At 61.0% G+C, this 13,536-nt stretch carries 13 protein-coding genes; 5 read left to right on the forward strand and 8 right to left on the reverse strand.

The genetic code is table 11. The annotated features are described in order from the left end of the window. Positions 1-223: 223 nt before the first annotated feature. Positions 224-1,000 (reverse strand): IclR family transcriptional regulator, encoded by a 777-nt coding sequence (locus tag AABM55_RS25525; protein ID WP_347928091.1) that lies wholly within the window; start codon positions 998-1,000, stop codon positions 224-226. 190 nt (positions 1,001-1,190) lie between these two features. Between AABM55_RS25525 and AABM55_RS25530 the strand changes: the two genes are divergently transcribed. The 3 genes from AABM55_RS25530 (at position 1,191) to AABM55_RS25540 (ending at position 4,996) form a co-directional block, all read left to right on the forward strand. Then, positions 1,191-2,969, forward strand: a complete 1,779-nt coding sequence (locus tag AABM55_RS25530) for an FAD-dependent oxidoreductase (RefSeq protein ID WP_347928092.1) — start codon at positions 1,191-1,193, stop codon at positions 2,967-2,969. Between the two features lie 152 nt (positions 2,970-3,121). Then, positions 3,122-4,030, forward strand: a complete 909-nt coding sequence (locus AABM55_RS25535; protein ID WP_054594170.1) for a neutral zinc metallopeptidase — start codon at positions 3,122-3,124, stop codon at positions 4,028-4,030. After that, positions 4,031-4,996, forward strand: a complete 966-nt coding sequence (locus tag AABM55_RS25540; RefSeq protein WP_347928093.1) for an alpha/beta hydrolase — start codon at positions 4,031-4,033, stop codon at positions 4,994-4,996. It abuts the gene before it with no gap. 148 nt (positions 4,997-5,144) lie between these two features. On the opposite strand, the gene AABM55_RS25545 is transcribed toward AABM55_RS25540, so the two are convergent. The 3 genes from AABM55_RS25545 to AABM55_RS25555 all read right to left on the reverse strand — a co-directional run bounded on the left by AABM55_RS25545 (position 5,145) and on the right by AABM55_RS25555 (position 7,280). Then, complete coding sequence (locus AABM55_RS25545) at positions 5,145-5,738, reverse strand: HAD family hydrolase (protein ID WP_054594172.1); 594 nt, start codon at positions 5,736-5,738, stop codon at positions 5,145-5,147. After that, positions 5,735-6,604 (reverse strand): acyl-CoA thioesterase II, encoded by an 870-nt coding sequence (gene tesB, locus AABM55_RS25550; protein WP_054594173.1) that lies wholly within the window; start codon positions 6,602-6,604, stop codon positions 5,735-5,737. The genes AABM55_RS25545 and tesB overlap by 4 nt, the downstream gene beginning before the upstream one ends. A gap of 106 nt (positions 6,605-6,710) precedes the next feature. Further along, a complete protein-coding gene (locus tag AABM55_RS25555; protein WP_054594174.1) occupies positions 6,711-7,280 on the reverse strand; it encodes a GNAT family N-acetyltransferase in 570 nt (189 codons plus the stop codon). A gap of 77 nt (positions 7,281-7,357) precedes the next feature. On the opposite strand from AABM55_RS25555, the gene AABM55_RS25560 reads away from it, so the two are divergent. After that, the gene (locus AABM55_RS25560; RefSeq protein WP_054594175.1) at positions 7,358-8,278 is read left to right on the forward strand and encodes a histone deacetylase; all 921 of its coding nucleotides are present in this window, start codon (positions 7,358-7,360) and stop codon (positions 8,276-8,278) included. 214 nt (positions 8,279-8,492) lie between these two features. Beyond that, positions 8,493-9,734, forward strand: a complete 1,242-nt coding sequence (locus AABM55_RS25565) for a TIGR03862 family flavoprotein (RefSeq protein ID WP_347928094.1) — start codon at positions 8,493-8,495, stop codon at positions 9,732-9,734. A gap of 37 nt (positions 9,735-9,771) precedes the next feature. Here AABM55_RS25565 and AABM55_RS25570 read toward each other — a convergent pair whose 3' ends face one another. The 4 genes from AABM55_RS25570 to AABM55_RS25585 all read right to left on the reverse strand — a co-directional run bounded on the left by AABM55_RS25570 (position 9,772) and on the right by AABM55_RS25585 (position 13,398). Then, positions 9,772-11,106: a DEAD/DEAH box helicase gene (locus tag AABM55_RS25570; RefSeq protein WP_054594177.1), complete on the reverse strand. Its 1,335-nt coding sequence runs from the start codon at positions 11,104-11,106 to the stop codon at positions 9,772-9,774. A gap of 52 nt (positions 11,107-11,158) precedes the next feature. After that, positions 11,159-12,085, reverse strand: a complete 927-nt coding sequence (gene yedA, locus AABM55_RS25575; RefSeq protein WP_347928095.1) for a drug/metabolite exporter YedA — start codon at positions 12,083-12,085, stop codon at positions 11,159-11,161. Between the two features lie 199 nt (positions 12,086-12,284). Beyond that, positions 12,285-12,896: a 3'-5' exonuclease gene (locus AABM55_RS25580; protein WP_347928096.1), complete on the reverse strand. Its 612-nt coding sequence runs from the start codon at positions 12,894-12,896 to the stop codon at positions 12,285-12,287. A gap of 22 nt (positions 12,897-12,918) precedes the next feature. After that, a complete protein-coding gene (locus AABM55_RS25585; protein ID WP_019691557.1) occupies positions 12,919-13,398 on the reverse strand; it encodes an NYN domain-containing protein in 480 nt (159 codons plus the stop codon). Between the last annotated feature and the right edge of the window lie 138 nt (positions 13,399-13,536).

Here is a 13,536-nt window from a genome sequence, read left to right on the forward strand (position 1 = left end):
GTCAGGACATCGAATTCCAATAATCTAGAACTCAATTCCAATTTCTCACACAAGGAAACGCCAATAGTGTTCGAACAGCGCACAGCTTCTGTAGGAGCAGCCGGGCGGCGTTCCGTTTGCTCGCGATAAACGATGACGCGGTCTTCCTGAAACACCGCAGTGTCTGCATCGCGAGCAAGCTTTGCTCCTACAGGGGGGATATGGGGATATGGGGATATGGCGATCAGTTGAACAGCTCCGAGGCCTGACTCGCCGCCGACAGCTCCTGAGCAAATTGCAGCAACAACGGCGCCAGTTCATGCAGTCGCGACTCGGGCAACCGCGCACTCGGCCCGGCGACACTGAGCACGCCTACCACCCGCCCATCCACCGGATGGCGCACCACTGCGGCGATTGCCGAGGTGCCGACCGCCGAGCTCTCCTGAACCCAGGCATAGCCATGTTCGCGGGCCAGGCGCAGGCGCTCGAGCAGTTCGATGTTGGAGCGCGGTGCATTCGGTCCCAACTCCAGCGGCATATCCGCCGCTTGCCGTTCCACCAGTGACAAAGCCTCGGCATCACTGAGGCTGGCCAGCCACGCGTGCCCTGACGCGGTGTAGAACAACGGTGCATCGCGGCCCATGTCCGGGTCATAGCGCAAACCGGAACGCGCGCCCTGAGACTTGGCGATCCAGGTCTGACGCTCGCCCTCGATCACGCCCAATCGCACCAGCTCGCCGGTTTCCTGAGCCAACCGATCAAGCACCGGCTGGACGATATCCGCACCGCTGCTCGACAAGTAACGAAAACCCATGGCAACCAGTTTGGTCGACAGGTGATAACGCAAGTTGTCCGGATTCTGCCGCACGTAACCCAGGCGGATCAGCTCGGCGAGCAAGCGGTGCGTCGCACTTTTCGGGATCTCCAGTTGCTCGGCCAGCACCTGCATCGGCAAGCCTCGCGGATCACTGGTAAGACTTTCCAGAACACTGAAGACACGTTCGATTTGACTGCCGGCCATGGTGCGATTCCAGACTAAATTTTGCCGATTCTAGAAGACAACCGGGTGAATGCGAAATGTGGAACTGCAGTGTCCGATAACCGCCCGAAAATAGCGCTTTGCGCCGGGACGACCTTGTCGTTTCCAAACCGGCTCCGTATATTTTTTGGAATTAAATTCCAAAATAACAAGATCGCCGGAGTTAGCCAGCATGCCTGCCAAATCCACTTTTCCCCCAGCAGTCGACTGCGATGTGCTGATTGTCGGCTCCGGTGCGGCGGGTTTGTCCGCCGCCGTCACCGCGGCCTGGCACGGGCTCAAGGTGATTGTCGTGGAAAAAGAACCGGTGTTCGGCGGCGCCACGGCCTGGTCCGGTGGCTGGGCGTGGGTGCCGTGCAATCCGCTGGCCCGGCGCGCCGGCATCATTGAAGACGTCGACCTGCCGCGCACCTACCTCAAACACGAACTTGGCGAACGCTACCAACCGGAGATGATCGACGCTTTCCTCGAAGCCGGCCCGCGCATGGTCGCGTTCTTTGAGGAGCACACCTCGCTGCAATTTGCCGACGGTAACGGCATCGCCGATATTCACGGCGACACACCGGGCGCCGGAACCGGCGGACGCTCGGTGATCGCCGCGCCTTACGACGCACGCAAGGTCGGCACGTTGCTCAAGCGGCTGCGAACAACGATGCGTGAAACCTCGTTCATGGGCATGCCGATCATGGCCGGCGCCGACCTGTCGGCGTTCCTCAATCTGACCCGCTCTTGGTCCGCGTTCTGGCACGCGACCCGGCGTTTCAGCCGACACCTGCTCGACCTCGCGCTACACGGTCGCGCGATGCAACTGGTGAATGGCGTGGCGCTGGTGGCGCGTTTGGCAAAATCGGCTGAAGACCTCGGCGTTCTGCTCTGGGAGTCAGCGCCTGTAACCGGGCTGCTGCGTGACGGCAACCGGGTCAATGGCGCGGTTATCCACAGCGCCAACGGCGTTATCCAGATCCGCGCACGCCAAGCCGTGGTGCTGGCGGCCGGTGGTTTTCCCAACGACATCGAACGGCGCAAGACCCTGTTCCCACGCACGCCCACTGGCGTTGAGCATCTGGCGCTGCCGCCGCTCGGTTCCTCGGGCGACGGCCTGCGGCTGGGCGAAAGCGTCGGCGGCCAGATAAAGACCGACCTCGAATCACCGGTGGCCTGGGCACCGGTTTCGCAGGTGCCCTACAAGGACGGCAGCGTCGGTCACTTCCCGCACATCATCGAGCGTGGCAAACCGGGAATCATCGGCGTACTGCGCAACGGCCAGCGCTTCGTCAACGAAGCCAACGGCTACTACGATTACGTCACGGCAATGGTCGCCGCCGCCCCGGCCGATGAAGAAGTCGCCTCCTGGCTGATTTGCAGCCATCACTTTCAACGTCGTTACGGCCTGGGAATTTCCCGCCCCTTCCCGTTACCCGTCACACCGTTCATTCGCAGCGGCTACTTGAAAACCGGCAACACGATTGAAGAACTGGCTGTGGCCTGTGGCATCGACCCCAGCGCGCTGGAAACCACCGTGGCGCACTACAACCAGCATGCGCGAAAAGGTGAAGACCCGCAGTTTGGTCGTGGCTCCACACCTTACAACCGCAAGCAAGGCGATCCACTCCAGCAACCCAACCCCTGCGTCGCGCCGATCGACAAAGGTCCGTTCTACGCCGTCAAGGTCCAGCCAGGCTGCTTTGGCACATTCGCCGGGCTGAAGGTCAATCAACACGCGCAAGTACTCGACGGCGATGGGCAAGCCATCCACGGGCTCTACGCCGCGGGCACCGATATGGCCAGCATCATGGGCGGCTACTACCCCGCCGGCGGGATCAATCTTGGTCCGGCCTTGACCTTCGGCTACATCGCCGCGCGACATATCGCTGGCGTAACCGCGTACGAACGGGAGAGCACGTTGCCGCGCGCAACGACTACCGGCGAGGGAACCAAACAGCCCGCGTGATGCCTGAGACGTTCGCCGAAGCTGGTCTGCCGCCAGCGTTTTTGCAGGTGAATGCCATACTGCCTTTAATTCGGCATAGTCTGACCATCAACCTGGCGCCCATCCCAGCCACCAGCAACACTCATCACCACGCGTAAACAGAGGATTCCCACATGCTATGGAAAAAAGGCCGCCGCAGTGACAACGTGGTCGATGCACGCGGTGAGGATGCTGGCGGTGCTGGTGACGGCGGCGGGATGCGCTTTGGCGGTGGCAAGGGACTGAGCCTGACGGCCATCGTGCTGATCGTCGGCATCGGCTGGATCACGGGCCAGGACCCGATGCAGATTCTCGGGCAGTTGGCCGGACAGATGAACCAACAGTCAGCCCCGGCTACCACGCAAACCGTGCAAACCCGCAAGGCGCCGCCAGCCAATGATCAACAGGCCGAGTTTGTCGCGCGGATCCTCGGCGACACCGAAGACACCTGGGGCCAGATTTTCCAGCAAGCCGGTCGCCAATACACGGCGCCGAAGCTGCTGCTGTTCAGTGGCCGAGTGAATTCCGGCTGCGGTGGCGCCTCCTCGGCGACCGGTCCGTTCTACTGCCCGGCAGATCAACGGGTGTATCTGGACATGAGTTTCTTCAAGGAAATGTCTCAACGCTTCGGTGCCGCTGGCGATTTCGCCCAGGCTTACGTGATTGCTCACGAAGTCGGCCATCACGTGCAAACCTTGCTCGGCGTATCCGCCAAGATCCAGGCCGCACGTCAAAAAGGTCTGCGTATGGAAGGTGATGGCGGTCTGCTGGTGCGTCAGGAATTGCAAGCCGATTGCCTGGCGGGTGTCTGGGCCAACAACGCGCAAAAACGCCTGAACTGGCTGGAGCCGGGTGACGTCGAAGAAGCCCTGAACGCCGCCAATGCCATCGGCGACGACCGTTTGCAGCAACAGGGTCAGGGCCGCGTGGTCCCGGACTCCTTCACCCACGGTACCTCGGCGCAACGGGTTCGCTGGTTCAAGACCGGCTTCGCCCAGGGCCAGGTCAGTCAATGCGACACCTTCTCGACGAAGAGCCTCTAAATGCGCACGCGCTGGCTGCTGGTATTCGCTCTGTTATTCGGCAGCGCCAACCTGCTGGCTAGCGAGCATGCGGTCAAGCTCATCAGCCCTGGTCGGCTGAACATGGGCGACTCCGAACTGGCGGTTGGCATAAGCCAGTCGTCACCGCAAATCCAGCGTGTACTGATCGTGATTCACGGGCGCTTGCGCAATGCCGAAACCTACCGCCAGAGCGCGGAAAGAGCCGCCGAGCAGGCCGGACAAAGCGCAACCACCCTGGTGATAGCGCCGCAATTTCTTAATGAAAGCGACATCGCACGCCATCAACTGCCCGACAGTCTGCTGCATTGGCGCGGTGATGACTGGATGGCCGGCGAGCCGTCCATCGGAGCGAATCCGCTGAGTTCTTATGCGGTGCTCGACAAGATTCTGCAACGCCTGAGCGATCGCCAGCAGTTTCCAACCCTGAAAGAAGTCGTCATCGCCGGCCATTCCGGTGGCGCACAAGTGGTGCAACGTTATGCACTGCTCGGCCACGATCAGCCGGCACTGCAAGCGGCGGGCGTCAGCGTGCGCTACGTGATCGCCAACCCGTCTTCGTATGCGTATTTCGATGAGCAGCGGCCGGTGCCGTTCAATGCCGCGCGTTGCCCCGGTTTCAACGACTGGAAGTACGGGCTGCTGAAAATGCCGGACTACGCCAACGGGCAAACGCCGCAGCAACTGGAGCAAGGCTACGTCCAGCGCAACATCACCTATTTGCTCGGTCAGCGAGACACCAACCCGCATCATCCGGCACTCGACAGAAGCTGCGCTGCCGAGACGCAGGGCGCGTCTCGGCTGGTTCGTGGACATCGCTACTTTGACTACCTGCAGCAGCGCCATCCCGAAGGGTTGAATCAGCATCTGATCGAAGTGCCCGGCGTCGGGCATAACGGGGACAAGATGTTCACTTCGCCCGAGGGGCAGAAGGCCTTGTTTCAGTAGCGCCGAACAACTGTGGCAAGGGAGCTTGCTCCCGCGAGTCGGTCTGCGCTCGGGCAAAGCGACCCCGAAACTGGTCGCCGCGGATTATCAGGTACAACCCATTCGCCGGTTTACGACGGGAGCAAGCTCCCTCGCCACAACGGCACTCTCAAACCGACAACATCTGCCGCAACGCCACACAATCCTGCGCATGCCAGTCGGCCAATTCCGGCCATGGATTCTCCGGCATATTTACCAGCACCGTCCGTGCCCCCGCCGCGCGCCCGCAATCCAGGTCGAAGCGATAATCGCCGACCATCACCAGCTCGCTCGGCGCTACGTCCCAGGCTTTGGCCAGTTTCAGCAGGCCACCCGGATGCGGTTTGGGCGGTGCTTCATCACGACCCAATACATCCTCCACCGCAAAGCAGTCAGCCAGGCCAATCGCCTCAAGCGTGACATGGGCCAGCTCGCGCGCATTGCGGGTGAGAATGCCGAGTCGATAGCCGCGCCCTGCCAGTTCACGCACCAATTCCACCGCACCGGGTGCCGGTTTGGAGCCCAGGGCCAGGTCGCGTTCATGTTCCAGCAACCAGGCGTGTTTCGTCGCGGCTTCATCAGCCGGTAGCGCCGCGAGGTGGGTGAGGATGTCGTGTTCAGCGGGAATCGCCAGCGCCTGGCGAATCGCCACGAAATCGTGCACGGCCACAGTCAGCGTGCCGTCCATGTCGAACACCCAATGCCGCACCTCGGAGAGACTCATGCCCAATCCTTGCGATGACGAATCAGCCCTTCCTGTGTCACCGACGCCACCAGCTTGCCGGCGCGGTTGAACACACTGCCGCGTGAGAAGCCGCGAGAATTGCCGGCCCAAGGGCTGTCCATGGCGTACAGCAACCAGTCATCGGCGCGCAGGTCGGCGTGGAACCACAAGGCGTGATCGAGACTGGCGACTTGCATGTCTTTCTGCCAGACCGACTTGCCGTGCGGCAACATCGAGGTGGTCAGCAAACCGAAATCGGAGGCATAGGCCAACAGGTATTTATGCAGCGCCGGTGAGTCGGCCAACGCACCGTCGGCGCGAAACCAGACGTACTTGATCGGGTCGGCCGGTTGCGGGTTGTACGGGTCTTTCTCCGTGACCGGTCGGACTTCGATCGGCTTGGGGCACAGCAGCTTTTCGCGCATGTGCTCGGGAATCAAATGCGCGCGTTGCTGGGTGATTTCCAGCTCCGACGGCAGGTTTTCCGGGCCGACCACTTGCGGCATCGCGGTCTGGTGTTCGAAGCCTTCTTCGTCGTACTGGAACGATGCGCTGCAGGTGAAGATCGGGTTGCCCTTCTGGATCGCCGTCACGCGGCGGGTGCTGAAGCTGCCACCATCGCGCACCCGATCCACCTGATAGACAACCGGCATCCCCGCATCGCCCGGACGCAGGAAATAACCGTGCATCGAATGCACATGGCGCGCGTCTTCGACCGTCTGGCTGGCCGCGGAAAGGGACTGGCCCAATACCTGTCCGCCGAACAGCTGACGAAAACCCAGGTCCTGGCTGCGACCGCGAAACAGGTTTTCTTCGATCGGTTCCAGGGTCAGCAAGTCGACCAGATCATCCAACACATGGCTCATTCAGACTCTCCTCACACAGAGCAATGCCGCGCAGTCTTGGCTGCGGCGGTCGATTCAGATAGTGGCCAGGGCCAACCATGAGCCCATTGTAAACATCCCCGCCAGCTTATCCATGCAAGGTTTCCAACCATTGTTCGCGGGTAATGCGGTACAGCACATGGCGGCGTAGCGGATGATCGACCGCCAGTTTGGGATGCTCGAAATCCGCCGCAGGGTCGTGATGCATGCCAATGGCTTGCATGACTTTCTGCGAAGGCAAGTTGGCTTCGGTGGTAAACGCCACGATTTCGTCCAGCGCCAAACGGTCAAAGCCGCAACGCAGAGCGGTCCAGGCCGCTTCACTGGCGTAACCCAGCCCCCAATGCTCACGGGCCAGACGCCAGCCGATTTCGGTCGCCGGGGTGAAAGCAGCCTCGAACCCGACCACCGCCAATCCGGTAAAACCGATGAACGCGCCGGTGTCCTTGCGCTCCAGCGCCCACAAACCGAAACCATGTTCAGCGAAATGCCCACGGATTCGCCCGATCAATGCCGCACTTTCCAGGCGGCTCAAGGGCGCCGGAAAGTAGCGCATGACCTGTGGGTCGGCGCACATCGCCGCAAACGCCGGCAAATCCTCATCGCGCCATTGGCGCATCAGCAGCCGCGCGCTCTCGAGTTGCAGTATCGGCTCCATCGTTCCCCCTCCGTTCCCCTGCAAACAAGTCTACATCGCTGGTAGGATCCTTCACTCATTCACTCCATGAAATCGCCATGTCGCTGCCGCTGATTTACCACGAAGACTACAGCCCCGAGTTCCCGGCGGAACATCGCTTTCCCATGGACAAGTTCCGACTGCTGCGCGATCACCTGGTGGACTGTGGCCTGACCGCTGATCACCAGTTATTGCGCCCGGAAATCTGCCCCGCCGAGATTCTCGCCCTCGCCCATGACCCTGTGTATATCGAACGCTATATGAGCGGCGAGTTGTCCCGCGAAGACCAGCGGCGGCTCGGCCTGCCGTGGAACGAAGCGCTGGCGCGACGCACCGTGCGCGCGGTCGGCGGTTCATTGCTGGCCGCCGAGCAGGCGCTGGAACACGGCATGGCCTGCCATCTGGCCGGCGGCACGCATCACGCCCATTACGATCACCCGGCGGGCTTCTGCATCTTCAATGACCTGGCAGTAATCAGCCATTACCTGCTGGAAAGCGGTCGCGTCGGTCGGGTACTGATCTTCGATTGCGACGTGCATCAAGGCGATGGGACCGCACGCATACTGGAACATACCCCGGACGCGGTGACGGTTTCCCTGCATTGCGAAAAGAACTTTCCTGCACGCAAGGCCAAAAGCGATTGGGACATTGCGCTGCCCATGGGCATGGGCGACGAGGATTACCTGAAAGTCGTCGATGACGCGCTGAATTACCTGCTGCCGCTCTATCAGCCCGACCTGGTGCTGTATGACGCCGGTGTCGATGTGCATAAAGATGACGCGCTGGGCTACCTGAAACTGACCGATGAAGGCGTCGCCGCCCGCGACGAAAGCGTACTGCGCCATTGCCTGGGGCGCGATATTCCGGTGGTCGGGGTGATCGGCGGCGGCTACAGCAAGGACCGCCAGGCCCTGGCGCGACGCCACGGCATCCTCCATCACAGCGCGCAACGGGTCTGGCAGTCATCAGGTTGTCACTGAGGTGTGGATGCTTTACCCACAATGCCTGTGGAACGGCCTGTGGATAACCTGAGCGAAAGGACCTACAGGCCCTAGTGCGTATAGCCTGCAAGCCGTTGAGCACTTTTTAACCAGCAACACACCACTCCGTAGGAGCAAGGCTTGCCCGCGATGGGTACACCTCGGTTGTCCTGCTAGAATGCGCCGCTTATTCCGCCGAACCGCAGCTCACGCCATGACCCAGCCCTCTGCCAACCTCCCTCACCACGTCGCCATCATCGGCGGCGGCCCTGCCGGCCTGATGGCCGCAGAAGTGCTGAGCCAGGCCGGGGTCAAGGTCGATCTGTACGACGGCATGCCCTCGGTGGGTCGCAAATTCCTGCTGGCCGGCGTCGGCGGCATGAACATTACCCATTCCGAAGCCTACCCGGCATTTCTGGCGCGTTACGCCGAGCGCGCTCCGCACATCGCCCCGTTGCTGCGCGAATTCGGCGCCGAAGCCTTGTGCCAGTGGATTCATGGGTTGGGTATCGAAACCTTTATCGGCAGCTCTGGCCGTGTGTTTCCGACCGACATGAAAGCCGCCCCGCTACTGCGTGCCTGGCTCAAACGCCTGCGTGATGACGGCGTCGTTATCCACACCCGCCATCGTTGGCTGGGCTGGAACGCCGATGGCAGCCTGCGCATCGATAACCCTGACGGTGAGAAGGCGATCAGCGCCGATGCGCTGTTGCTGGCGCTGGGTGGCGGCAGTTGGTCGCGTTTGGGTTCGGATGGCGCCTGGATGCTGCCGCTGGAACAATGCGGAGTTGCCCTGGCGCCACTGCAACCAAGCAATTGTGGTTTCGAGGTGAAGGCCTGGAGCGAGCTGATGGTCAGCAAATTCGCCGGAGCCCCGCTGAAAAATATCGCCATCGGCTTAAACGATGATGTACCGCGACTCGGCGAATGCGTGATCACTGCGACCGGCATCGAAGGCAGTTTGATTTACGCGTTGTCGGCGCCGATCCGCGAGACCATCAATCAAACCGGCTCGGCCACCCTTCATCTCGACCTGCTGCCCGGCAGGCCTGTGGATAAAATCCAGTCGGCGCTCAGTAAGCCCCGCGGTTCGCGCTCCATGGCCAAACACTTGCACAGCCAGCTCGGTCTCGACGGGGTCAAGGCTGCACTGCTACGCGAACTGACACCGGCCGAATGCTTCACTGACCCACTTTTACTGGCCAATGCGATCAAGGCCTTGCCCTTGACGCTGGTCAACACCCGCCCATTGGACGAAGCCATCAGCAGCGCCGGTGGCGTGATGTTCGAGGCAATGAATGAAAACCTGATGCTCAAGCAGCTGCCTGGCGTGTTCTGCGCGGGGGAAATGCTCGATTGGGAAGCGCCAACGGGTGGCTATCTACTGACCGCGTGTTTCGCCAGTGGGCGAGTAGCGGGGTTGGGGATGGTGGAGTGGCTGAAACACAGAAGCTGATCGTTCCCACGCGTGGGAACGATCATTGTCGGGGGGCTTAAGGCTTACGCTTACGCGGCCCGGTATTGAACACCGGCACTTTTCGCACAGGCTTGACCGAAGGCTCCGGCGCCGAAGCATCACCGCTTTCCACCCACTTGCCGAGGTTGCGTTTGCCGCCACCGGAGACTTTGGGCTTCTTCGGCTTTTTCGGTTTCTTGACCACCTGGCCGCTGGCGTCAGTGTCCGGCACACGGTGCTCAGGCTCGAAGTCCTGCTCCATATGGCGGGTCAAGGTCTGACGCGTCAGCATCTCGATGGCCGACAGCTGATTCACTTCATCGGCACACACCAGTGAAATCGCTTCACCCGTCGCGCCTGCACGACCGGTACGACCGATACGGTGGATGTAGTCCTCGGCAACGATCGGCAGGTCGAAGTTCACCACCAGCGGCAAGTCTTCGATATCCAGACCACGGGCCGCAACGTCGGTGGCCACCAGAATCTGCACTTCACTGGCCTTGAAACGGTCCAGTGCGCGCTGGCGGGTGGCTTGTGGTTTATCGCCGTGGATACCGTCGGCATTCACGCTCAGGCCCTGGAGTTTTTCCACCAGCGCGTCTACGCCGTTACGGGTCTTGGCAAACACCAGCACCTGCTTCCAGCGATTCTTGCGCAGCAAGTGGATGAACAGCTCGGCCTTGCGCTTCTTGTCGACCGTGACCACCCATTGCTTGACCGTATTGGCGGCAACGTTACGCGGGCTGACTTCGATGCTCAGCGGATCATTGAGCATTTTCCCGGCCAACTCGCGAATCGCATCGGAGAAGGTCGCCGAGAACAGCAGCGTCTGCCGCTTTTTCGGCAGCGCCTTGTAAATGTTTGCCAGTTCTTCGGAGAAACCCAGATCCAGCATGCGGTCGGCTTCGTCCAGCACCAGGGTTTGCAACTGGTTGAACTTCAGCGCGTTCTGGCGGAACAGGTCCAGCAGGCGACCAGGCGTGGCGACCAACAGGTCGACACCTTTGCGCAGCTTCATCATTTGCGGGTTGATGCTGACGCCGCCGTACACCGCGTAGGTGCTCAGCGGCAGGTTCTCGGCATACTGGCGCACGCTTTCATGAACCTGCTCGGCCAGCTCGCGGGTTGGTACCAGGATCAGCGCACGTACCGAGTTACTGGTGACTTTCGGCCCTTCCATGGCCAGCAACTGCAACAGCGGCACGGCGAAACCGGCGGTCTTGCCGGTGCCGGTCTGGGCCGCAGCCATCAGGTCGCGACCGGCCAGCACCGCTGGAATGGCTTGCGTCTGCACCGGGGTCGGGGTCTGGTAACCGAGCGTCTCAAGGGCGCGCAGCAAGGGTTCGATCAGGCCAAGAGTGGCGAAAGTCATGGGAATACCGTAGGAAAAATCAGCGCGAGTGTGCAATGGCGCGCAGTTTACCCTAATTCACACGGGATTCTGTCGGCACCAGGACCGCAGGCCGCTCAGGAGCACGTCGCCACTGCGGCAGACTGATCAGCAGCACGGCACTGATGATCACTGCCATCGCCACAGTTTCTTCAATACCGATGCTTTCTCCGGCAAAAACGATCCCCAGCAACACCGCCACTGCCGGGTTGACGTAGGCATAACTGGTGGCCGCCGCCGGGCGGACGTTTTTCAGCAGGTACATATAGGCGTTGAAGGCGACGATCGAGCCGAACACCACCAGGTAAATCATTGCGACCCACCCCTCAAGCGGCGGCAGGCTTTCCAGGTGTTCGCCCGTCAGCGCGCTGCCGATCAACAACACCACGCCGCCGACCAGCATTTGCGCCGCACTGGACATCGCCCCCTGAGGCATTGGCAAATGTTTGCTCCACACCGAACCAAACGCCCAGGCTGCCGCCGCACCAATCAGCAGCACAGCCCCCAAAGGGCTCGATTGCAGATTGGAGCCCAGATTGAGCATGGCGATACCGATCAGCCCCAGCACAATCCCAGCCCATTCCAGACGGGTATTACGCGTGCCCCAGAAATACCCGCAGAGCAAGGTAAACAACGGCACTGTCGCCACCGCCAAGGCCGCAACGCCAGAGGCCACGCCCGTGTGCTCGGCCATGCTGACCGCGCCGTTGCCAAAACTGAGCAACAAAATCCCGATCAGCCCCGCCGCCTTCCACTGCGGCCAGGTCGGTGCTGGCACACCGCGCCAGCGCAGGAAGGCGTACATCAGCGTCCCGCCAACAATAAAACGAATGCCGCCCAGCATCAGCGGCGGCCAGTACTGCACGCCGATGCGGATCACCAGATAGGTCGATCCCCAGATCACGTACAGCGCGAAAAAGGCACCTATCAGCGGTAACGGGAAACGGCGTAGACCAGGCATGGGATGCTCGAAGGCAGGACAGGAGCGTTATTTTAGAAAGCCGACAGACGGAACTTAAGTTACAAAACCCGTTTATAAGGCCGGTACACTTTTCAAAGCATCATCGCGTCACATCAAGAGCGGACGCGGAGCGTTCGGTGAGGCGTTCCCACGCAGGAGCGTGGGAACGATCATTCACTCCGAGTGGGAACGATCAACCTTAGAAACCGCGATGGCGCTTGAGGTGCTCGTTGATCTTCGCCGCCGGCACTTTCTGCAAGCTGCACAGCAGATCATGGGACAGCTCGCGCAAACCGTGTTTCTGCCGCAGTTCTTGCGCCAAATGCGCGGTGAGGTTGGCAGCCATTTCGGCGTCGGCCATCGCCCGGTGAGCCTGACCGGTGTGGGGCAATTGGGCGAAGGTGGTGAGGGTGCCGAGTTTGTGGTTCGGCGCGGCCGGCATCAGGCGCCGGGCGAGTAACAGCGAACAGGCAAAATTCTGCAAGCGTGTGCGTTTGATTCGCCCAAGCTCAAAGTCCCAGAACTTCTGGTCGAAGGCGGCGTTGTGGGCCAGCAGCGGCGTGATACCGACGAATTCGTTGACCTCATTCATTACCTGCTCGGCCGAGGGTGCAGTGCGCAGCATGGCGTTGCTGATACCGGTCAGTTGCTCGATGAAGGCCGGGATACGCACACCGGCGTTCATCAGGCTTTGGTAACGGTCGACAATGCGCCCCTGTTCAAGAATCACCACGGCAATTTCCGTGGCCCGGCAGCTGCTGCTCGGGGAGATTCCGGTGGTTTCAAAGTCGATGACAGCTATGCGTTCCAAACCTGTTCCTTGGGTTCAATAATCAGTTTTTAAGCAACAACGCGCCTTCGATCGGCACGTAACGGCTGGCCGCGCGAATCAGCGAATTGGCGGTGAGCCCCGGCACGCCATAGGCCACCGCTTCGACACCGTGCTTGGCGATGATCCGCTCCAGCAACATGTCGAAATCACCGTCCCCCGAGGCCAGCACCACTTCGTCGACGTGATCGGCGGCGTCCATGATGTCGAGGGTGATACCCACGTCCCAGTCGCCCTTGGCCGAGCCGTCGCTGCGCTGGATATAGGGCTTGAGCTTCACGATGAAGCCGAGGTTGCGCAGGATTTGCTGGAATTGCTGCTGCTTGCTGTCGCCGCGATCGATGGCGTAGGCATAGGCCTCGACGATCTGCCCGCGCTGACTGACGTCAGCCCAGAGGGCGGCGTAGTTGAAATGACAACCGTAGGCCTGGCGCACGGTGTAATAGAGGTTTTGGACATCGGCGAACACCGCGATCTTCTTCACCGCAAATCCTCATGGCGCACACAAGCGCAGGCGATTGATCAGACCCAAGGTCCGAAAAGTCGCCCAGTATGCCAGTCAGAAGGAATGTTCCGCGAATAATCAGTCCGGGGCGCAACAAGGCCCCGGACGAATGGCGTA

This window comes from Pseudomonas helvetica (genome assembly GCF_039908645.1).
Classification (GTDB): Bacteria; Pseudomonadota; Gammaproteobacteria; order Pseudomonadales; family Pseudomonadaceae; genus Aquipseudomonas; species Aquipseudomonas helvetica.

Coding starts and splice junctions, on each gene's coding strand:
- AABM55_RS25560 (WP_054594175.1), top strand. CDS start 7,358: ATGTCGCTGCCGCTGATTTACCACGAAGACTACAGCCCCGAGTTCCCG.
- AABM55_RS25525 (WP_347928091.1), bottom strand. CDS start 1,000: ATGGCCGGCAGTCAAATCGAACGTGTCTTCAGTGTTCTGGAAAGTCTT.
- AABM55_RS25570 (WP_054594177.1), bottom strand. CDS start 11,106: ATGACTTTCGCCACTCTTGGCCTGATCGAACCCTTGCTGCGCGCCCTT.
- AABM55_RS25555 (WP_054594174.1), bottom strand. CDS start 7,280: ATGGAGCCGATACTGCAACTCGAGAGCGCGCGGCTGCTGATGCGCCAA.
- AABM55_RS25535 (WP_054594170.1), top strand. CDS start 3,122: ATGCTATGGAAAAAAGGCCGCCGCAGTGACAACGTGGTCGATGCACGC.
- AABM55_RS25565 (WP_347928094.1), top strand. CDS start 8,493: ATGACCCAGCCCTCTGCCAACCTCCCTCACCACGTCGCCATCATCGGC.
- yedA (WP_347928095.1), bottom strand. CDS start 12,085: ATGCCTGGTCTACGCCGTTTCCCGTTACCGCTGATAGGTGCCTTTTTC.
- tesB (WP_054594173.1), bottom strand. CDS start 6,604: ATGAGCCATGTGTTGGATGATCTGGTCGACTTGCTGACCCTGGAACCG.
- AABM55_RS25530 (WP_347928092.1), top strand. CDS start 1,191: ATGCCTGCCAAATCCACTTTTCCCCCAGCAGTCGACTGCGATGTGCTG.
- AABM55_RS25545 (WP_054594172.1), bottom strand. CDS start 5,738: ATGAGTCTCTCCGAGGTGCGGCATTGGGTGTTCGACATGGACGGCACG.
- AABM55_RS25540 (WP_347928093.1), top strand. CDS start 4,031: ATGCGCACGCGCTGGCTGCTGGTATTCGCTCTGTTATTCGGCAGCGCC.